This window comes from Ureibacillus sp. FSL K6-8385 (assembly GCF_038593155.1).
GTDB lineage: Bacteria > Bacillota > Bacilli > Bacillales_A > Planococcaceae > Ureibacillus > Ureibacillus terrenus.
Genome location: NZ_CP151968.1, coordinates 2,700,691 through 2,720,818, shown reverse-complemented (window position 1 = coordinate 2,720,818; position 20,128 = coordinate 2,700,691). Strand labels below are relative to the sequence as shown.

The window sequence follows — 20,128 nt, the reverse complement described above, 5'->3', positions numbered from 1 at the left end:
ACGAGGTGAATAAGAGGGTTTTAACAGCTGCATTTTCATATCGACCGCTCTGATAAATTGATTGTCCGTTTCAAGAATGCAGCAAATGCTTCAAAGAAGAAGATCCCTATTAGGCAAAACGTGCTGTCGCCTAATAGGGCATCAATTATCCAGGTTCTTAAGATTCTTGATATCGATGGATTAACTCATTGTTTTGTCCTCTGGCAAAGACATCTGTCCGATTTGGCCCCCAGGAAACGGCTGCCGGTGCGCTTGTAATTTGAGTCGGTCCAAGGCTTACCCAAGGCTCCCAGCGGGTTCCATTCCAAGTTCTTTTAAACAGCCGATTTCCTGCTCCTCTTGCAAAAACATCAAGATGGTTTGGGCGTTTCGAAGAGACTGCCGGTGCACTTGTCAATGTGCCTCCAAGGCTTTCCCAATCGCTCCAGCGGCTGCCGTCCCACCATTTATGAATCAGATCATTATTCATTCCTCTGGCAAATACATCGATTCGATTTGGTCCCCAGGAAATTGCGGCAGGTTCAGATGCTAAGTTGCCGCCAAGATCTTCCCAGGTCTCCCAATAGGATCCATTCCAAGTTCTTTTGTACAACCGGTTTCCTGTGCCTCTTACAAATACATCTAATTGATTGCTTCTCCGGGAAGAGGCGCTTGGACCGCTCGTCAATGTGCCGCCGAGGCTTTCCCAATTGCTCCAGCGTGTACCATCCCACCATTTATGGTACAAAGCATCATCTGTGCCTCTCACAAAAACATCAATGCGGTTAGGACCCCAGGAGACTGAACCGGGAGCCGAAGTTAATACTCCCCCAAGGCTTTCCCAATTGCTCCAACGGTTGCCGTCCCACCAAATATGATACAGCGCATTATCGTTGCCTCTCGCGAACACATCTAAACGGTTTGCCCCCCAGGAGCTCGCACTGGGAGCGCTTAACAATGTCCCCCCTAAACTTTCCCAATCAGACCAGCCTTTCTCCGGTCCCAGTTCTGGAGGCGGGCTTTCTCCTTTAATGTAGGCTAAAGCTAATTCAATAACTCTTATTAAAATACGGTTAACTGTATTTTCTGGGAAATTCATTGAACGGATAAAAAGCGGGAACCATGGATTATCGCGTTGGAATTGATTGTAAATTTGGGTAGGAGTGCGGTTTAAATTTTGCTGATTGCGCAAATAGTTAATGGTTAAGAACATAAGAGTATCAATTGTTTGAGGATTTACGCCGGCTTGCTCCAGCTGTGTATAGAGGTTGCTGTGCTCTCTCCGGATGCGTTGAATCAATTCTTGTACGCCCGGTCTTGCGGCTTGTTGAGGGGACCGTTGTGCATATAAAGGATAATTTAACGTTGGATAGTAATGAACAGGTACATAGACGTAATAATACGGATAGCCATTATACATGTACATTTTCATCCCTCCATTCCTTTGAATAGTGTATGCTCAGTAAAAAAAAGTGGGACTCCAATGAATTGAAGAGCATAGGGCAATAGTTCTAAAAAAGGATTTGTAAATAGAGGGTTTATTTGTTTATATAATAAAAATTTGTAATTTTTTATAAAGGGAATCATAAAGGAAAAAATATAAAAATTTGATAATTAAGGGTATATTTATTGGATAAAATCAATATATTAATAATCAAATATTTCGTATAATTCGAAATATTTAAATTTACCAAAAAATCACACTAGACTAAATAGAGATAATGTTTTAAAATACTTAAAGCTGAACAATTACAAATTAAGATAGATATTAGATGCGGAATATATTTCAGAAAATTATGATTTTAGTGTCCCTGGAATAAGATATTTATTTTCTGAAAAATCTAATATCTATAAATATCAAGTAATGGGGGGATTAATTAATGGAGGAAACAAAAAAACTTAAAAAATTTGCCTCTCTATTTTTGGCGTCTTCTTTAGTGATGGGCGCTTTGGCCGGCTGCGGAGGCAACAATGAGTCCAAAGACAGCGGATCTTCCGGCGGCGGAGATAAAGATGTTATCAAAATCGGGGCAAACCTTGAGTTGACTGGTAATGTTGCATCATACGGTTCATCCATCAAGCAAGGCGCAGAACTTGCCGTTGAGGAAATTAACAAGAACGGCGGAATTGACGGTAAAAAAGTGGAATTAGTTGCAGTGGACAACAAATCAGAAAACTCGGAATCATCAGCGGCTGCACTTCGCCTGGCAACTCAGGAAAAAGTGGACGTAATGATTGGGCCTGCGACAAGCGGTAACGTGCTTGCAGCAGTACAAATTGCGAACCAAAATAAAATTCCAATGGTTACTGCTTCAGGTACAGCTCCAAATGTAACGGAAAATGAAAATGGATCCATCAACGAATATGTATTCCGTACATGCTTCATCGACCCATTCCAAGGGGTTATCGCGGCAAACTTCGCTACGGAAGAGCTCGGTGTTAAAAATGTAGCCATCTTTGCCGATAATTCTTCAGATTATGCAAAAGGTTTGGCGTCAGCCTTCAAAGAGCAGATTGAAAAGAACGGCGGCAAAGTTGTTGCAGAAGAAGCGTATGTTGCCAAAGATACAGACTTCAAATCTACATTGACAAACATTAAGAAGACAAATCCGGAATTTATTTTTATTCCTGGATATTATGAAGAAGTCGGTCTGATTGTTAAACAAGCCCGCGAATTAGGAATTGACGTTCCATTGATGGGCGCTGACGGATGGGATTCGCCAAAATTGGTGGAATTGGCAGGCGCGGAAAGCCTAAACAACACATTTATTACAAACCACTATTCATCTGAAGACCCAGATGAAAAAATCCAGGACTTCGTGAAAGCGTTTAATGATAAATATGGGGAAAAACCAAATGCATTCCACGCTCTCGGATATGACACAGTTTACTTCATTAAAGATGCGATTGAGCGCGCCGGTTCTTTGGATGGAGAAAAAATTAAAGATGCGCTTGCTGCAACAAAAGATATTTCGCTTATAACTGGTACTTTCTCAGTGGATGAAAAACATAATGCTGTAAAATCTGCGACAATTCTGGAATATAAAGACGGTAAACAAACGTTCAGAACAAAAATTGAACCGTAATGTTCGCAAAAGGGGGGCACACCGCCTCCCTTTTCCCTTTCACATTATAAATTCCAAATATTAGTCGGTCATAGCTTTAAAGAACAACAGATTTTGATCATGAGTGTTACATAAAAGGAGTGTGAATTTATGGATTGGTTGCAGCAACTCTTTAACGGTATTTCTTTGGGGAGCATTTACGCCCTGATCGCATTGGGATATACGATGGTATACGGCATTATCAAATTAATTAACTTCGCCCATGGAGACGTTTTCATGTTAGGGGCGTTTGTCGGATTTTTTGCCATCACCCGGTGGGAAATGGGCTTCATTCCCGCTTTGATTACAGCAATGATTGTGTGTGCAATCATAGGGGTGATCATTGAGAGGGTTGCTTATAAACGTTTAAGAAACGCTACACGGATTGCCGCTTTAACGACTGCCATCGGGGTATCCTTTTTGATCGAATATACAATGATTTTCTTCAGAGGTGCGACACCGGAAGCATATCCAAAAAATGTATTGCCGGAAAAAACGATTGAGATTTTAGGTGCGAAATTAGACTACAAAATTATTTTCATTTTAATAGTGACAGTTATTCTTATGGTGCTTTTGCAATTTATCGTGCACAAAACGAAAATAGGTAAAGCCATGCGCGCGGTTTCTTATGATGCGGATGCGGCAAAACTGATGGGGATCAACGTTGATAACACCATTTCCGCAACGTTTGCCATCGGCTCTGCATTGGCCGGGGCAGCAGGGGTAATTTTTGGTGCTTACTATACAAGAATCGATCCTTTAATGGGAGTGCTGCCGGGATTGAAAGCCTTCATCGCGGCGGTTCTTGGAGGAATTGGAAGCATTCCGGGAGCGATGGTCGGAGGCTTTATTTTGGGCATCGTCGAGACGATTGTAAGTGCTGTGGGATATTCGCTATGGCGTGATGCGGCGGCATTCATCATTTTGATCTTGATCTTGCTATTAAAACCAGCTGGATTATTTGGTAAAAACATCCGTGAGAAAGTGTAGGTGAATGAGGTCATGAAGAAGTCGAAAGCCTTTTGGGTTTATTTGGCACTTGCATTAGTAATCTATGCAGTTGTACAAGTGATGACGGCAAATGAAATGATAGATTTATATTATCAAAACATGTTGATTACGATTTGCATCAACATCATGCTTGCCGTAAGTTTGCATATTGTCATAGGAATTACGGGACAGTTTTCCATTGGACATGCCGGTTTCATGGCGGTCGGTGCATATGTGAGCGCGATTTGTACGATGAAGCTGGGATTGCCGTTTATAGTGGGAATTATTATGGCGGGAGTCGTAGCCGCTATTGCCGGTTTGCTTGTAGGTGTGCCTTCTTTGCGGTTAAAAGGGGATTATTTGGCGATTGCGACATTAGGTTTTGCCGAGATTATCCGGATTACCTTTTTAAATATTGATTATGTAGGTGGAGCGGCAGGGATGGTTGTCAATCATATGACTACTTGGACCTATGCTTTTCTCGGCGTTTTGATTACCATTCTTGTGATTTCAAACTTTACGAACTCCCGTCATGGCCGCAGCTGTTTGGCTATTCGCGAAGATGAAATAGCCGCAGATGCAATGGGGATTAATACGACTTATTATAAAGTGGTTGCTTTCGTGATCGGATCGCTTTTTGCAGGGGTTGCAGGCGCTCTTTACGCACATAACTTCTATATTATTCAACCGACGGCTTTTAACTTCCTAAAATCTTTTGAAATTTTGATTTATGTTGTATTGGGCGGTTTAGGAAGCCTTTCCGGATCTGTCATCGCGGCGATTTTCTTGACAACGGTTTCACAATATTTGCAGGCGTTTCCGGAAACCCGCATGATCATTTACTCCGTTGTATTGATTCTCGTGATGTTGTATCGACCTACAGGGCTAATGGGAACGAAAGAACTGAAAGATGTATTCAGATTGAAAAAAAGAGGAGGTTCTGAAGCATGAGCAATCCTCTTGTGAAGTTGGAAAATGTGGGAATTCAATTTGGCGGATTAAAAGCGGTTCAAAATGTGAACATGTATATCAATAAAGGGGAACTGGTCGGCCTGATCGGACCGAATGGGGCCGGAAAAACCACCACCTTCAACATGTTGACGGGAGTGTATACCCCTACCGAGGGAGATATTACGTTTGAAGGAAAAAGCATCAAAGGGTTAAAGCCGTATCAAGTAACAAAACGGGGAATTAGCCGCACTTTCCAAAATATTCGATTGTTTAAAGATTTAACCGTTTTGGACAACGTAAAGATCGCCAACCACCATCTTGCAAAACATTCCATTCTGTCTTCCGTTCTGCGTTTGCCAAGCCACTTCAAAGGCGAAGGAAAGATGGAAAAAGAGTCAATCGAGTTTTTGAAAATTTTCGGGCTCGATGTTTATAAAGATGAATTGGCCAAAAACCTGCCTTACGGGATGCAACGGCGCCTGGAAATTGCACGGGCATTGGCTGCAGGTCCAAAACTTCTATTGTTGGACGAGCCTGCAGCCGGAATGAATCCGCAAGAAACGCAAGATTTGATGGATTTGATAGCGTTAATCCGGAAAGAGTTTGATTTAACGATTTTATTAATCGAACATGATATGAGCCTGGTAATGGGAATCTGTGAAAGAATCTACGTGTTGGACCATGGCCAATTGATCGCCGAAGGAACGCCGGAAGAAATACGTAATAATCCAAAAGTGATTGAAGCTTACCTTGGAGAGGAGGTCAAAAATTAATGTTGCAGGTAAATAATATTGATGTTTATTACGGAAATATTCATGCCCTGAAAGGTGTCTCCTTGGAAGTCAATGAAGGCGAGATTGTTACGTTAATCGGCGCGAACGGCGCGGGGAAAACAACGTTATTGAAAACTTTGTCCGGATTATTAAAGCCGAAACATGGGACGATTTTATACAACATGCAACAAATCGGGGGCAAACCGGCACAGGGGATTGTAAAAAATGGCATTGTCCATGTGCCTGAAGGACGAAGAGTGTTTGCCAACATGTCGGTAGAGGAAAACCTGGAATTAGGTGCTTTTCTCCGGAAAGACCGGGATGGCATTAAAAAGGATTTAAATCGTGTATACGAAATGTTTCCGATCTTGAATGAACGAAGAAAACAATTGGCGGGTACATTGTCTGGCGGTGAACAACAGATGTTGGCCATCGGAAGAGGGCTTATGTCCAAACCGAAGCTGTTATTGTTGGATGAACCGTCAATGGGGCTGGCGCCAATCATTGTTCAACAAATCTTTGAAATCATTCAAACCATCAATCAAGAGGGAACAACGATTTTGCTTGTTGAACAAAACGCCCACATGGCTTTATCGATTGCGGACCGGGCTTATGTCATTGAGACGGGTAGAATCGTATTGTCCGGATCAGCGAAGGAGCTCCAAGAAAGCGAACAAGTGAAAGCGGCATATTTAGGCGGGGTATAAATAAAAAAGGCTTGTCCGAAAAGAGACTGGAAATAACCTTTTCGGTACAGCCTTTTTAATTTTTTTTTGGCTTTTTTCAGCAAAGAGTCTGTAAAAAAGCGTATTACCATTCAATATGTTCGGGATATTTCGTTTGAATGGGAAGTTCGTGTATCTCGTTTTTTGTCAGTTTTGCGGTGGCCATAATTTCATTTTTTAATGCGGTATATTCATCATCTTCCACCATCAACCGGAAGGCGAATGCACCCAAGTTTTCTTTGCGTTCATCATATGAAAGTTTTAAATATTCCAAGTTTAAAACATCCACATATTGTGTGGCATAACGGAAATATTTCGGTGATTTGGTAAACATGAGATGGATGAATACCCTGAATTGTTCTTCCAACAGATGTTCCCGCAAACATTCCGTGACAATGGATTGGAATTTCCGGATGGTAGTTGTATGCGGATTCCATGGATTGTTATCTACAAATTCATTATATAAATCGATGAAGTCATTTAAAGCAAGGGCGGTGAAAATTAATTCCGGCCACAGTATTTCAACGGAAAAATAAACATTTTTTGCAGGTGCGATGAGATCTTTGCGCTTTTCAATTCCTTTATGAATCCCGTTTGCGACAAATTCGATATTGCACTCGCCTTTTGTGGCTTTCCGCAATTGAAGGCAAACTCCTAAGATCCGTTGTCTTGCCCCCTGGTAATCGTAGTATTTATTTTCATCTCCAATGACTTCATAAATGGAGGTAATCAATTCGTCCAAATCCCAATAATCGCCGCTGATTCTTCCACCGGTTAAACGTTCTGTGCTTTCAATGGATAACATGATGATCCCACCTTTTAAACGCTGCAAACTTAAATCTATCAAATCTATTGTACAATCTTTCAACCGCAAAAAACTACAAATTTATTATTTATGGCATATAGATTACAAAAACAGAAGGACGATCCCGGAAATGCATAAAATAGAATTATTCTTCACGAAAGAGAAAATATGAGAAAAATATAAAGAAAAAATGTTTATAGATAGTAAACTTAGGGTAGAGAAAAGAAAATGATTGAGGTCATCATAGGAGGTGCAAAGTGAAAAAAGGGGAAAGGGAGAAAAAATGATTCTATTCAGAAATAAATGAAAGCCTTTCTGAATAAATATTACTGTATACCTTTTACAGGATGGTGTTGGTGTCAGCAAGAGAAAAGGTATAAAAATCATAAATATTATTGAGGGGGAGTATGAGAACATGACAATTTTGACTGCCGCATATGCATTTCCAAACACTGAGGGAGCTATTATAAACTTCAAGGATCGTTATGACAACTATATTGGAGGAAAATGGACGCCTCCAGTGAACGGAGAGTATTTCGACAACATTACACCAGTAACAGGAAAAGTTTATACGAAAGTTGCCCGCTCCACTGCGGAGGATATTGAACTTGCCATTGATGCTGCTTACAAGGCGAAAGATGCGTGGGGCAAAACCTCCGTTGCGGAAAGAGCAAAAATATTGAACAAAATTGCTGACCGCATGGAAGAAAATTTGGAACTGTTGGCAGTTGCGGAAAGCTGGGAAAATGGTAAACCGGTCCGTGAAACATTGAATGCGGATATTCCATTGGCAATCGATCATTTCCGTTACTTTGCCGGAGCAATCCGAGCCCAAGAAGGCGGCATTAGCGAAATTGATGAAAATACGGTAGCCTACCATTTTAAAGAGCCGATTGGCGTTGTCGGGCAAATTATTCCTTGGAACTTCCCGATTTTGATGGCAGCATGGAAACTGGCACCAGCCTTGGCGGCAGGAAACTGTGTTGTTTTAAAACCGGCTGAACAAACACCAACTTCTATTTTAGTGTTAATGGAGCTTATTGAAGATTTGTTGCCTCCAGGTGTTGTAAACATTGTAAACGGTTTCGGATTGGAAGCCGGAAAACCGTTGGCATCCAACCCTCGCATCAGCAAAGTTGCGTTTACAGGAGAAACAACAACAGGAAGACTCATCATGCAATATGCTTCCCAAAATATCATACCGGTGACATTGGAGCTTGGAGGTAAATCTCCAAATATCTTCTTTGAAGATGTGTTTGAAGCGGATGATGAATTTTTGGATAAAGCAATTGAAGGCTTTGTATTGTTTGCCCTAAACCAAGGGGAAGTATGTACATGCCCTTCAAGAGCGTTAATCCAGGAATCCATTTACGATAAATTTATGGAACGGGCCCTTGAACGGGTGAAAGCCATTAAGCAAGGAAACCCGCTTGATCCGTCGACAATGATTGGGGCTCAGGCTTCAACGGAACAGATGGAGAAGATTTTATCTTACATTGATATTGGCAAGCAGGAAGGTGCGGAACTGCTTATTGGTGGTGAGCGCAACAAATTGGATGGCGAACTGGCGGATGGCTACTACATTAAGCCGACTGTTTTCAAAGGCCATAACAAAATGCGCATTTTCCAAGAAGAAATTTTCGGACCGGTTGTGGCAGTCACAACATTTAAAACGCCGGAAGAGGCGTTGGAAATCGCAAACGATACAATGTACGGTTTAGGCGCAGGCGTATGGACTCGCGACATTAATACCGCTTATCGCATGGGACGCGGCATTCAAGCGGGACGTGTATGGACAAACTGTTACCATCAATATCCTGCTCATGCAGCGTTCGGCGGATACAAAATGAGCGGAATCGGCCGCGAAACGCACAAAATGATGCTTTCACACTATCAACAAACGAAAAACTTGCTGGTGAGCTACGATCCAAATAAACTTGGCTTCTTCTAATTCCTATCCAGGGAGGGATGGCTTTGGTGGAACGCGTTGTTGCGACGGATGCAGCCCTTGCCCTCATTGAACAGTTAAAGAAAAAACATGGTCCAATTATTTTCCATCAATCAGGCGGATGTTGCGATGGCTCTTCTCCTATGTGTTATCCTGAAGGGGATTTAATCATCGGAGACAATGATATATTATTAGGGGAAATTGGTGGAGCCAAATTTTATATGCATAAAACCCAATTTGAATATTGGAAGCATACGCAACTGATCATTGATGTTGTGGAAGGCCGCGGTGGCATGTTCAGTTTGGAAGGTGTGGAAGGAAAACGCTTCTTGACCAGATCAAGGGCATTCACTTCCGATGAACTCGCGGAATTAAAAAAGGTAAGTTCATAAATAAAAGGGGAACTTCTTATGGAGTTCCCCTTTATTCATTTTGAAACTTGTCCTCCTGGAAATCGTATAACAACTAGGAGTGATTAGAAATGGATACACAATTTACCGAAGAACTTCAAAACAATTACAACCGGGTCGTCAATTATTTTGGAAATCAATTTAAAGTAAGCGCGGTTATTTCCCTTGCCAGCAAGTATACCCTTGAAAAAAGGGAATTCAGCGGAGTGGCGCTGCAAAAAATCGTCGACCAAATGGCGGAATACTCAAAAAAGGCTTTGTCCATCCAAAAAAATTCGCCGATTCCCTATTACATAGCCGCCCGGTTTTTGGGGCAAGATTTGGAAGCATGCTTTGAAAATTTATTGCAAAGGGATGGGGCGTTAAAAGAAGCCGGGTTTCATAACTCCCCTTTCCGGTTGGCGGGTGCGATGATGCTGGATGAAGATATTCATCTTCACGCAAAACGGGCAAAAACGTTATATGATGAAATGCACAGGAAACAATTCATTTTAACGTCCAAAGAAGATGTACCTTATGCAGTTTTATTATCAAAAGTAAATGAACCCCCTCAATTACAAGTAGAAACAATGGTGCAATATTACAAAGCTTTAAGAAAACAAGGGTTTCTGTTGGGCAATTCCCTTCAATCCCTTGCGCAAATTTTAACAATGTACAGCGCCGATTATAACGAAACGCTTCTCCAGTATGTGGCAGAGCTGCGGCATTCATTGAATCATAGAGGCATCAAAGTAAAACCGATACACTATCCGTATTTGGGGATTTTAGCGTTAAATGCAACAGATAATGAAAAAATAGATGAAATAGCGGAATGGCAGAAAGCTTTATTGGAATTAAAAATATTCCGCATGGCAAAGGAATTGGCACTAATTGTCGCCATCCAAAAAATCATGAGAGAGCTGGTTGAGGTGCAAAATATGGTCGATATGAAAGAGCTTTTTATTGAAGATTTAATTGATGTTATGGAAATTACGCTGGATGTTGTGGATATTATTTTTTTGCCTGGAATTGATTTGTTGGATTTCTTCCGTTGATTCACTCAAAAATTGTTGGGAGTGATAAAATGGAAATAAATCATAATGGAGGTGTAGGAGATGAAAGAAACAAAATTATGGATTAACGGTCAATGGGAGAATGCAAAAGAATCGTATGACTTGACAGCCCCCTATACGGGCGAAGTGATTGCCAAAGTGGCGAAGGCCTCTGTTCAAGATGTGGAACGCGCCATCCAAGGGGCTCATGAAGCGTTTCAAACTTTCAAAAAGACGACAGCCTACGAAAGAGCAGAAATATTATATAAAGTAGTAGATTTATTGAAAGAGAGAAAACAAGAATTTGCCGAAATTCTTGCAAGCGAAGCGGCAAAACCGATCACGGCCGGCCTTGCGGAGTTGGACCGTACGATTGCCACTTATCAATTTGCAGCAGAAGCGGCGAAAAATATATTTGGAGAAACGGTGCCAATGGATGCGGCACCTGGAGGAAAAAACCGCATCGGCTTTACAAAGCGGGTGCCTCTGGGGGTAGTATCAGCCATTACACCTTTCAATTTTCCATTTAACCTGGTTGCCCACAAATTAGGGCCGGCTTTTGCAGTCGGAAATACCGTTGTTTTAAAACCGGCTACCCAAACGCCGTTAAGTGCATTGGTGATGGCCGAAATCTTTAAAGAAGCGGGGCTTCCTGATGGGGCATTGCAAATTGTGACAGGATCAGGTGGAGAGTTGAGCGATGTGCTTGTTACGCATCCGTTGGTGAAAAAAGTGACATTCACTGGCAGCGGCGCAGTAGGAATGAAAATCAAAGAAAAAGTCGGCTTAAGAAAAGTGACGCTAGAATTGGGTTCCAATGCGGCAGTGATTATTGAACCAAGCGCTCCGATCGAAAAAATTATTCCCCGCACGGTTAGCGGTGCGTTTGGATTTTCGGGACAAGTATGCATTTCCCTGCAGCGGATTTATGTTCATGAATCCATTTATGATCAATTTACAGAGGCTTTTGTAAACGAAACAAAAAAATTGAAAGTCGGCGATCCTTTTGACCCGTCGACAGATTTAAGTGCGATGATCAATCCGAGAGAAGTATCCCGGATAAAAGAATGGATTGAGGAAGCGAAAGCGCAGGGGGCAAAAGTCGCGACTGGAGCGGAATTTACGGAACGCACGATGGCACCGACCGTAATGGTAAATGTAAAACCGGAAATGAAAATTATGTGTTTGGAAACATTTGCTCCGATCGTATCCATTGTGTCATATAAAACATTGGATGAAGCGATTCAATACGTAAATCAATCTGATTTGGGGCTGAATGCAGGAATCTATACAAATGTCTTAACAGATGCGTTGAAAGCGGCCGATGAATTGGAAGCCGGCGCGGTAATCATTAATGATATTCCGACGTTCCGGGTTGATCATATGCCTTATGGCGGAGTGAAAAATAGCGGATATGGCCGGGAAGGAATCAAATATGCAATTGAAGAAATGACGGACTTGAAGTTTATTACAATTAAGACGGAAATATGAACAAATGGCATTACTCATTTGTATGAAAGTGGTGCTATGTTAGCATAATAACAGAAAGTTTTGGAAAAACAGCATTTGAATTGGGAGGATAAACAAATGAGTAATGCACATCCGATGAGCTTGTCGCGCACTACGCAAACCCGGCTCGTATTGCCTCCGGATGCGAATCAATATGGTTCCGTCTTTGGAGGGAAAATTTTGGCTTATATTGATGAAATCGCGGCCATCGCCTGTATGAAACATACAGGAAAAGAAGTGGTAACCGCTTCTTTTGATTCGGTCGATTTCGTTTCTCCTGCCTATGTGGGAGATGTGTTGGAATTGGAAGGGATCATCACCTCCACTGGGAGAACATCCATGGAAGTGTATGTGCGCGTGATGTCCCGCTGTGTCAAGACAGGAGAAAAAAGGCTGACAACGGAATCATATGTGACGATGGTAGCGCTTGATGAACATGGAAAACCGACTCCGATTCCTGCAGTTTACCCGGAAACGGAAGAGGAAGAAAAAATGCATAAAGCAGGTATAGAAAGGCAAAGATTAAGGAAGGAAAAAAGAAAAAAATTAAAGCGGGATGAATCCCGGGAATAAAGGTCCAAGGCTGTCCGGAAACTTCCGGACAGCCTTGATTTTATGGAGTATTTATGTATTTACAATATTAAATTAAACTCTATGTACCATTTTTTAGGCATGTCAGCATAAAACTACATTGAATCGGACTATTTTGAAAAATCTTGCACCAGATTGATGAGCGTGTCCGAAGATTTTGCAATGTGTTCGGTGCTTTCCACCAAGTTTGCAATATTATTTGAAATGTACTCAATGTCATTCAAAGTGGAAGCATATTGGTTGCGGATGCCGGAAACTTTCTTGGTGATTTCCTCGAAAGACTCCATCAGATGTTCCTGGGTTTGTACGCTTAATTGTACTTGTTCATCTACATTGTTTACACTGGAAGTCATTTCTGTTATATTTTCTTCCATTTCTTGTATTAATCCGGAAACATTTTGTACAGCTTTTTTTGTTTCTTCAGCAAGTTTTCTCACTTCTTCTGCAACCACCGCAAAACCTCTTCCATGTTCTCCTGCCCGAGCGGCTTCAATGGATGCATTTAAGGCAAGCAAGTTTGTTTGATCTGCAATACCTGTCACCAAATTTACAATTTCCGAGATGCTCCGGGAAGATGTTCGAAGATTGAGCATCGATTTCTCCAGCAGATTGACACTGTTTAAAATCGTATTCATCAAGCTGGTTTGTTTGGACAATTCCGTTTTCCCTTGATTTGATTTTTCTTCCGTATCGGCAACAAAGTCCAATCCTTGCGCGGTAGATACGGAGATATTTTGCGACTGTTCCGATATCATTTGAATGGATGTGGTCGTTTCTTTATTCATTCTGTTCAGCTCTTCTGCGATTTGTTGTATCGATGCCAGCAATGATTGTTTTACCTCTTCATTTTCTGTGCGGATGCGTTCCTGCTCTTTTTCGTAGGCGTCAATCACAAGCTGCTGTTCCAGATTGATGATTTTTGAGAAGGCGTTGATTGCAAGAAGTCCTTCTTCTTTAGGAATATCCTGTTCTTTTATAAATTCGCTAAAGGAAGAAATTAAAGATTGGAAAGATGAAAGGTACCATTTGGAAGTCAATCCGATCCGGATGTGGGCAATGGCAATCGTATTCCGGTTTTCAAAATATTTTTTATCAATATGCCCTTCAAAGATGTCGGACAAGTGTTTGCGCAATTTCATCTTCAATCTGTCGAATGATGAGTATCGATTGATTAATTCGGTTAAACGGGGATTTGCGGATATATTTTTGTAAAATTTATCCACCATGATCGGAATAAAGTTTTCTATAAGCGGTTTTATTTGGCGGAGGACTGCCAAATCTTTTTTGGTTAACTCAATAATTTCCATTTGTTTGGCCACAACAGGATTGTCGGAAACATTTAATGCTACTTCTTGGACGTATTTTTCGACAGCAAAGAATTGAGATGTCTTTTGTCCCTTTTTTAATAGTGGAAATCTCATATGTATGCCCCTTTCCTTCTTAAAATTTATGTATGTATTATGTATATCTTTATATTAAACGTTAAAGAATGTGTTAAAATGAAATTCCTTAATTTGCCTTTCCATTGCAAACATTGTAAAATACGAATAACTGAATTAAAGAGTAAAGGAAGTTATTTGAGATGGATCAGCGAAGGCTTGCATATATTATTGTGTCTATGGTAACGGTAGCTGTTATCGCCATTTTGATGTTGAATAATATGTTTGAAGAAGTGCCGAGAAATCATAAAATTTTAATTGTGATAAGCGCCACCCTCTTTTCGGGGCTGTTTGCCCGCGCGCTGTTCCCGGCAGAGCAACCGGATGAAGCGGAACCCAAAAACAAAAATAATCTTAAAAAGTAAAGCCGCTCATGTGGAGCAGGCTTTTTATTTTGGCTTTTTTAAAGAATATCATATATCATGAGGGATTTTCTAAAAAATTTTTGTCTGTCATCTGATTATATCGGAAAAAATGCAGGAATAAGAAGGGAAAAAATCACTAAAATTTGAAACAATTCGTTATGTCATTCGTAAAAATAAATAACAAAAGTTAAACCTAAAATTAAACAGGGGTTGATTTTTCATTATGGAGGAAAAATGGGCAAAAGTCATCATTCACGCGAGCGCGTTTTTTGCTCCGGTTTTAGTTCCGGTTCTCTTTTTCTTGATCAGCAACGATGAAAGGGTCAAACGGCTCGCAGTCCAAGCATTGTTGTTCCAATTTGTAATGGGCATATTGATTGGCGTCAGCGCTTTTCTAAGCATCATTTTAATCGGCCTGCCATTCCTGATCATATTCGGGATTATGACGGTTGTGGTGCCGATTATCGGAATCGTCAAGGCGCTGCAGGAAATCGAATGGGATTATCCGATTGTTGGCCGTTGGGTGTAAAAAAAACAGTTTGAGATTTATTCCAATCAATTGAATATATTGAATAAAAATCGGCAAAACGTATTGTAATACGTGTTGTCGATTTTTTTGCTCCATTATGGTTGTCAAGGGTTTTTAATTGCAAATTCGAAGGAAAGGAAATATAATATAGTCAAAGAAAGTCAAAGTCAAAAAAGCGAGGTGAATTGTAAAAAAAATGAAAAATATTTCCGATTTAATTGAAGGGTATTTGAAGAAGGTTATCGAATTAGAAGGTAAAGGACATATTGAAATCAAACGAAGTGAATTGGCGGATAAATTCCAATGCGTTCCCTCGCAAATCAATTATGTGATCAACACCCGCTTTACAGTGGAAAGAGGTTACCTCGTCGAAAGCAAACGGGGCGGCGGTGGATATATACGCATTTTCCGTGTGAAACCGAGTTCAAAGGTTGAATTGATTGATGAATTAATCAAGCAGATCGAAAAAGGTGCAACCCAAAACATGGGGGAAGATATTATTTATCGTTTGTTGGAAGAAGATGTGATCACCGAAAGAGAGGCAACGTTAATGCTTGCGGCCATTGACCGGAATACATTAAAGTTTCAGCTTCCGACTCGCGATGAATTGAGGTCGGCCATCCTAAAAGCAATGTTATTAACTTTAAAATACGAAAAATGAAGAGGTGTTAGGTCATGCTTTGTGAACACTGTAAACAACGGAAAGCGACGGTGACGGTTACACAAATCATTAATGGCCAAAAAAGCGAAAAGCATTATTGTGAAGTTTGCGCAGCGCAATTTCATCCCTTCAGCCTGGATTTCCCTAAAGAAGAACAAATTCCGATTCATCAACTATTTTCAAACTGGTTTGGCATTCCAATATGGAAAAATGATTTGAGCGAAAGAACCGTTCAGCCTTCCGTACAAACCTCTGCATGTCCGGCTTGCGGCTTTACATTTCGAAAATTTCTGAATGAAGGCAAACTGGGATGCCCTCAATGTTATGAAACGTTCAGCGAAAAACTGCCTCAAGTACTTGCGAAAATTCAAGCAGGAACAAAACATACCGGAAAAAGACCGGGCCAAAAAACGGATAATAACCGCCTCTTGAAAAAGCAAATCGAACGGGCTCGTGAACAATTGCAGTTGGCTATTCAAGATGAACGCTTTGAAGATGCGGCAAAATATCGGGACGAAATCAAAGAATTGGAACGCAAGCTTGAAATGGGAGGTGTAGATACTCCATGAACCTTGAATATTTCTTGAAAGCGGAGGCTCCGAGCTGGATGGGCGCAGATGGTTCGGACCATGACATTGTGATTTCCACCCGTATACGGTTGGCGAGAAATTTGGAAGGCTTCCGGTTTCCGTTAATTTTCACCGATGAAGAAGCCAAAACGGTTGACCGAATGGTTACACAAGCTTTTTATCAGTTAAATGATGAAAACCATAACTTTTCCCATTTTGCAATCCAAGAAATGCCGGCTTTGCAGCGGCAAGTGCTGGTAGAAAAACATCTCATCAGCCCAATGCTTGCGCAAAGCGATAAATATGCATCTGTAATCATTTCCCAAGACGAATCAATCAGCGCCATGGTAAATGAAGAAGACCATTTAAGAATCCAATGCTTGGCTCCGGGATTAAAACTGATGGAGACTTACGAAGTGGCCAACAAATTGGATAGCCGGCTTGAAAAACTATTGCCGTTTGCTTTCCATAACGAGTTCGGTTATTTAACGAGCTGCCCGACAAATGTGGGAACGGGTTTACGGGCTTCTGTCATGATGCATCTGCCTGGGCTCTCCATGATGAAGCAGATGAAAAGTTTAACGCAAATGCTGGCCCGTTTCGGAATGGTGGTAAGAGGCATTTACGGTGAAGGAAGCGAAAATTTGGGCAACATGTATCAGATATCCAATCAGATCACGCTCGGCAAATCGGAAGATGAAATTATAGAAGATTTGCAAAATGTCGTCATGCAAATTATCGAACAAGAACGCAAGGCAAGACATACCCTTCTGTCGCAATCAAAAATCGCGTTAGAAGACCGAATATACCGTGCTTACGGAACATTGAAACATGCTCGGATTATGACAAGCGAAGAAGCGGCGACATGCTTATCCAATGTGCGCCTAGGTGTCGATTTAGGAATCATTAAAGATGTTTCAAAGCATATTCTAAATGAGTGTACAATCCTTATTCAACCTGGATTTGTTCAACAGTACGCAGGGACTACATTAGAGCCTGCTGAACGGGATGTCTTCCGGGCTAAATTAATACGCGAAAAATTGAACAGCGAAAATTTGAAATAAAAGGAAAAGGAGCTGAAAGAATATGATGTTTAACCGATTTACTCAACGGGCACAAAAAGTGTTGCAGTTGGCACAAGAAGAAGCGATCCGCTGGAAACATGAAGCCATCGGAACAGAACATATCTTGCTCGGCCTTATTCGGGAAGGCGGAGGCATTGCGGCAAAAGCTTTGGAAGCGATCGATGTAACTCCGGAAATGATTGAACGCGGCATCGAAGAATTGGTAGGAAAAGGAACAAAAGAAGTAGGACCAATCGTTCACTATACACCAAGAGCGAAAAAAGTCATTGAATTGGCTGTTGATGAATCTCGCAAATTAGGTCATGCATACATTGGCACAGAACACCTATTGCTTGCGTTGATTCGTGAAGGTGAAGGGGTTGCAGCACGAGTTCTTGCAAACGCGGGGGTAAGCCTTAATAAAGCGCGCCAGCAGGTACTATTGCTATTAGGCAATAACGATGTTTCACAAACATCCAATACAGCTCAAACAGTAAGCACACCGACACTTGACAGCTTGGCCCGGGATTTGACGGCAATTGCCCGTGAAGGAGGACTGGATCCTGTCATTGGTCGCAGCAAAGAAATCACCCGTGTGATTGAAGTGCTTTCACGCCGTACAAAAAACAACCCGGTATTAATCGGTGAACCTGGTGTCGGTAAAACAGCGATTGCAGAAGGACTTGCCCAACAAATCGTGAATAATGAAGTGCCTGAAACATTGCGCAATAAACGGGTAATGGTTCTCGATATGGGAACAGTTGTTGCGGGTACAAAATATCGTGGCGAATTCGAAGATCGTTTGAAAAAAGTAATGGATGAAATTCGACAAGCCGGAAACATCATTTTGTTCATCGACGAACTTCATACATTGATTGGTGCCGGCGGTGCAGAAGGTGCCATCGACGCTTCAAACATTTTGAAACCTGCCCTTGCACGCGGCGAGTTGCAATGCATCGGCGCGACAACATTGGATGAATACCGCAAATATATTGAAAAAGATGCGGCTTTGGAACGGAGATTCCAGCCTATTATGGTAGACGAACCGACAGTGGAAGAAACAATCCAAATCATTAAAGGTTTGCGCGATCGCTATGAAGCGCATCACCGTGTAAAAATTACGGATGAAGCGATCGAGGCTGCGGCAAAATTATCAGACCGGTATATTACAGACCGTTTCTTGCCGGACAAAGCTATCGACTTGATTGATGAAGCAGGTTCAAAAGTGCGTTTGCGTTCATTTACAATGCCTCCAAATCTAAAAGCCCTTGAAGATAAATTGGAACATGTGCGCAATGAGAAAAACGCGGCCGTATCAAGCCAGGAATTCGAAAAAGCGGCTGCATTGCGCGATACTGAACAAAAAATTAAAGAAGAACTTGAACAATTGAAAAAATCCTGGAAAGAAAAACAAGGTAAAGAAGAATCAAAAGTCACAGTTGAAGATATTGCGGAAGTAGTATCGATGTGGACAGGAATTCCGGTAAACAAAATTGCCCAAGAAGAGTCCGAAAAACTGCTTCATTTGGAAGATGAATTGCATAAACGCGTTGTCGGCCAACATGAAGCGGTAGAAGCCATTTCCAGAGCAATCCGCCGTGCCCGTGCAGGACTCAAGGATCCAAAACGTCCAATCGGAACATTCATCTTCTTGGGACCTACAGGAGTCGGTAAAACAGAACTTGCAAAAGCTTTGGCCGAAGTCATGTTCGGCGACGAAGATGCGATGATTCGGATCGATATGTCCGAATATATGGAAAAACATTCAACTTCCCGCTTAGTCGGATCACCTCCTGGATATGTAGGATTTGAAGAAGGCGGGCAACTCACGGAAAAAGTACGCCGCAAACCATACTCTGTCGTGCTTTTAGATGAAATTGAAAAAGCCCATCCGGATGTGTTCAACATTCTATTGCAAGTTCTTGACGATGGACGTTTGACAGATTCAAAAGGACGCACTGTGGATTTCCGCAATACGGTTGTCATTATGACATCCAATGTTGGTGCAGAAGCATTGAAATATCAAAAAAGCGTGGGATTCGGCGTAGGAACAAAAGACAAATCATATAAAGACATGAAATCCACAATGCTGGAAGAATTGAAAAAAGCATTCCGTCCAGAGTTCCTAAACCGGATCGATGAAATCATAGTGTTCAAACCATTGGAAAAAGAAGAATTAAAACAAATTGTGTTGCTAATGGCAAAATCTTTGATCAAACGCTTGAAAGAACAAGATATCGAATTGGAATTGACAGACGCAGCGTTGGAGAAAATTGCGGAAGAAGGATACGATCCGCAATATGGAGCGCGTCCTATCCGAAGAGCTTTACAGAAAAATGTAGAGGACCGATTGTCCGAAGAATTATTGAAAGGCACGATTTCTAAAAACAGCAAAGTCGTCTTTGACTATGTTGACGGCGAATTTGTTGTAAGACAAAAAGATACGATTGAAAGTGCATAATTTTGGAGAGCTGTCCGCAAGTCTTGGCAAGACTGCGGTACAGCTTTATTTTAATATTATCCGGAATTTATTTAATGAGCTTGTATGCTATCTGTTCTTAATGCAAGAATTAACCGCAAATGCCGGTGCTTTTGATCAAAAATATTGATCCATGTTGTCCTATCAGTCATGCGGGTGTCAACCAACATAGTTGAAAAATGATATTTTTAAATAGATGAAGAAAA

The 20,128-nt window shown here is 41.4% G+C and carries 19 protein-coding genes; 16 read left to right on the top strand and 3 right to left on the bottom strand.

Features of this window, described 5'->3' with window-relative positions:
• Positions 1-157: 157 nt before the first annotated feature.
• The gene (locus NST62_RS13570) at positions 158-1,405 is read right to left on the bottom strand and encodes a DUF346 domain-containing protein (protein ID WP_181733219.1); all 1,248 of its coding nucleotides are present in this window, start codon (positions 1,403-1,405) and stop codon (positions 158-160) included.
• Between the two features lie 454 nt (positions 1,406-1,859).
• Here NST62_RS13570 and NST62_RS13565 point away from each other — a divergent pair, with 454 nt between their 5' ends.
• From NST62_RS13565 to NST62_RS13545, 5 genes are all read left to right on the top strand, one after another.
• The gene (locus NST62_RS13565) at positions 1,860-3,065 is read left to right on the top strand and encodes an ABC transporter substrate-binding protein (RefSeq protein WP_141602031.1); all 1,206 of its coding nucleotides are present in this window, start codon (positions 1,860-1,862) and stop codon (positions 3,063-3,065) included.
• 129 nt (positions 3,066-3,194) lie between these two features.
• The gene (locus NST62_RS13560) at positions 3,195-4,073 is read left to right on the top strand and encodes a branched-chain amino acid ABC transporter permease (protein ID WP_141602030.1); all 879 of its coding nucleotides are present in this window, start codon (positions 3,195-3,197) and stop codon (positions 4,071-4,073) included.
• A gap of 12 nt (positions 4,074-4,085) precedes the next feature.
• On the top strand, positions 4,086-5,024 hold the full coding sequence (locus NST62_RS13555; protein WP_141602029.1) for a branched-chain amino acid ABC transporter permease: 939 nt from the start codon (positions 4,086-4,088) through the stop codon (positions 5,022-5,024).
• Positions 5,021-5,797 carry an ABC transporter ATP-binding protein gene (locus NST62_RS13550; protein ID WP_141602028.1) on the top strand — a complete coding sequence of 259 codons (777 nt, stop codon included), beginning with the start codon at positions 5,021-5,023 and terminating at the stop codon, positions 5,795-5,797. Before NST62_RS13555 ends, NST62_RS13550 begins: the two co-directional genes overlap by 4 nt.
• Positions 5,797-6,504: an ABC transporter ATP-binding protein gene (locus tag NST62_RS13545; RefSeq protein WP_141602027.1), complete on the top strand. Its 708-nt coding sequence runs from the start codon at positions 5,797-5,799 to the stop codon at positions 6,502-6,504. The genes NST62_RS13550 and NST62_RS13545 overlap by 1 nt, the downstream gene beginning before the upstream one ends.
• 103 nt (positions 6,505-6,607) lie before the next feature.
• Here the strand turns inward: NST62_RS13545 and NST62_RS13540 are convergent, their stop codons facing one another.
• Positions 6,608-7,327, bottom strand: coding sequence for a hypothetical protein (locus tag NST62_RS13540; protein ID WP_141602026.1), 720 nt, complete (start codon positions 7,325-7,327; stop codon positions 6,608-6,610).
• A gap of 415 nt (positions 7,328-7,742) precedes the next feature.
• Here NST62_RS13540 and adh point away from each other — a divergent pair, with 415 nt between their 5' ends.
• From adh to NST62_RS13515, 5 genes are all read left to right on the top strand, one after another.
• On the top strand, positions 7,743-9,278 hold the full coding sequence (adh, locus tag NST62_RS13535) for an aldehyde dehydrogenase (protein ID WP_342462979.1): 1,536 nt from the start codon (positions 7,743-7,745) through the stop codon (positions 9,276-9,278).
• Positions 9,279-9,301: 23 nt separating this feature from the next.
• Entirely contained in the window at positions 9,302-9,667 is a 366-nt protein-coding gene (locus NST62_RS13530) for a DUF779 domain-containing protein (RefSeq protein WP_141602024.1), read from the top strand.
• A gap of 89 nt (positions 9,668-9,756) precedes the next feature.
• A complete protein-coding gene (locus NST62_RS13525) occupies positions 9,757-10,719 on the top strand; it encodes a DUF4003 family protein (protein ID WP_328215854.1) in 963 nt (320 codons plus the stop codon).
• A gap of 60 nt (positions 10,720-10,779) precedes the next feature.
• Entirely contained in the window at positions 10,780-12,207 is a 1,428-nt protein-coding gene (locus tag NST62_RS13520; protein ID WP_342462978.1) for an aldehyde dehydrogenase family protein, read from the top strand.
• A gap of 96 nt (positions 12,208-12,303) precedes the next feature.
• Positions 12,304-12,798: an acyl-CoA thioesterase gene (locus NST62_RS13515; protein WP_141602021.1), complete on the top strand. Its 495-nt coding sequence runs from the start codon at positions 12,304-12,306 to the stop codon at positions 12,796-12,798.
• 128 nt (positions 12,799-12,926) lie between these two features.
• Here the strand turns inward: NST62_RS13515 and NST62_RS13510 are convergent, their stop codons facing one another.
• The gene (locus NST62_RS13510) at positions 12,927-14,237 is read right to left on the bottom strand and encodes a globin-coupled sensor protein (RefSeq protein ID WP_141602020.1); all 1,311 of its coding nucleotides are present in this window, start codon (positions 14,235-14,237) and stop codon (positions 12,927-12,929) included.
• 161 nt (positions 14,238-14,398) lie between these two features.
• Between NST62_RS13510 and NST62_RS13505 the strand changes: the two genes are divergently transcribed.
• From NST62_RS13505 to NST62_RS13480, 6 genes are all read left to right on the top strand, one after another.
• On the top strand, positions 14,399-14,620 hold the full coding sequence (locus NST62_RS13505) for a hypothetical protein (RefSeq protein ID WP_141602019.1): 222 nt from the start codon (positions 14,399-14,401) through the stop codon (positions 14,618-14,620).
• A 223-nt stretch (positions 14,621-14,843) separates the two neighbouring features.
• Positions 14,844-15,149: a DUF4870 domain-containing protein gene (locus NST62_RS13500; RefSeq protein WP_141602018.1), complete on the top strand. Its 306-nt coding sequence runs from the start codon at positions 14,844-14,846 to the stop codon at positions 15,147-15,149.
• Between the two features lie 196 nt (positions 15,150-15,345).
• Positions 15,346-15,810: a CtsR family transcriptional regulator gene (locus NST62_RS13495; RefSeq protein ID WP_141602017.1), complete on the top strand. Its 465-nt coding sequence runs from the start codon at positions 15,346-15,348 to the stop codon at positions 15,808-15,810.
• Between the two features lie 14 nt (positions 15,811-15,824).
• Positions 15,825-16,379, top strand: coding sequence for a UvrB/UvrC motif-containing protein (locus NST62_RS13490; protein WP_141602016.1), 555 nt, complete (start codon positions 15,825-15,827; stop codon positions 16,377-16,379).
• Positions 16,376-17,443, top strand: coding sequence for a protein arginine kinase (locus NST62_RS13485; RefSeq protein ID WP_141602015.1), 1,068 nt, complete (start codon positions 16,376-16,378; stop codon positions 17,441-17,443). Before NST62_RS13490 ends, NST62_RS13485 begins: the two co-directional genes overlap by 4 nt.
• Before the next feature lie 22 nt (positions 17,444-17,465).
• Complete coding sequence (locus tag NST62_RS13480) at positions 17,466-19,904, top strand: ATP-dependent Clp protease ATP-binding subunit (RefSeq protein ID WP_141602014.1); 2,439 nt, start codon at positions 17,466-17,468, stop codon at positions 19,902-19,904.
• Positions 19,905-20,128 lie beyond the last annotated feature (224 nt).

Excerpts from the sequence above, each read along its gene's own strand:
- NST62_RS13570 (WP_181733219.1), bottom strand. The coding sequence starts at position 1,405 with ATGTACATGTATAATGGCTATCCGTATTATTACGTCTATGTACCTGTT.
- NST62_RS13565 (WP_141602031.1), top strand. The coding sequence starts at position 1,860 with ATGGAGGAAACAAAAAAACTTAAAAAATTTGCCTCTCTATTTTTGGCG.
- NST62_RS13560 (WP_141602030.1), top strand. The coding sequence starts at position 3,195 with ATGGATTGGTTGCAGCAACTCTTTAACGGTATTTCTTTGGGGAGCATT.
- NST62_RS13555 (WP_141602029.1), top strand. The coding sequence starts at position 4,086 with ATGAAGAAGTCGAAAGCCTTTTGGGTTTATTTGGCACTTGCATTAGTA.
- NST62_RS13550 (WP_141602028.1), top strand. The coding sequence starts at position 5,021 with ATGAGCAATCCTCTTGTGAAGTTGGAAAATGTGGGAATTCAATTTGGC.
- NST62_RS13545 (WP_141602027.1), top strand. The coding sequence starts at position 5,797 with ATGTTGCAGGTAAATAATATTGATGTTTATTACGGAAATATTCATGCC.
- NST62_RS13540 (WP_141602026.1), bottom strand. The coding sequence starts at position 7,327 with ATGTTATCCATTGAAAGCACAGAACGTTTAACCGGTGGAAGAATCAGC.
- adh (WP_342462979.1), top strand. The coding sequence starts at position 7,743 with ATGACAATTTTGACTGCCGCATATGCATTTCCAAACACTGAGGGAGCT.
- NST62_RS13525 (WP_328215854.1), top strand. The coding sequence starts at position 9,757 with ATGGATACACAATTTACCGAAGAACTTCAAAACAATTACAACCGGGTC.
- NST62_RS13520 (WP_342462978.1), top strand. The coding sequence starts at position 10,780 with ATGAAAGAAACAAAATTATGGATTAACGGTCAATGGGAGAATGCAAAA.
- NST62_RS13515 (WP_141602021.1), top strand. The coding sequence starts at position 12,304 with ATGAGTAATGCACATCCGATGAGCTTGTCGCGCACTACGCAAACCCGG.
- NST62_RS13510 (WP_141602020.1), bottom strand. The coding sequence starts at position 14,237 with ATGAGATTTCCACTATTAAAAAAGGGACAAAAGACATCTCAATTCTTT.
- NST62_RS13505 (WP_141602019.1), top strand. The coding sequence starts at position 14,399 with ATGGATCAGCGAAGGCTTGCATATATTATTGTGTCTATGGTAACGGTA.
- NST62_RS13500 (WP_141602018.1), top strand. The coding sequence starts at position 14,844 with ATGGAGGAAAAATGGGCAAAAGTCATCATTCACGCGAGCGCGTTTTTT.
- NST62_RS13495 (WP_141602017.1), top strand. The coding sequence starts at position 15,346 with ATGAAAAATATTTCCGATTTAATTGAAGGGTATTTGAAGAAGGTTATC.
- NST62_RS13490 (WP_141602016.1), top strand. The coding sequence starts at position 15,825 with ATGCTTTGTGAACACTGTAAACAACGGAAAGCGACGGTGACGGTTACA.
- NST62_RS13485 (WP_141602015.1), top strand. The coding sequence starts at position 16,376 with ATGAACCTTGAATATTTCTTGAAAGCGGAGGCTCCGAGCTGGATGGGC.
- NST62_RS13480 (WP_141602014.1), top strand. The coding sequence starts at position 17,466 with ATGATGTTTAACCGATTTACTCAACGGGCACAAAAAGTGTTGCAGTTG.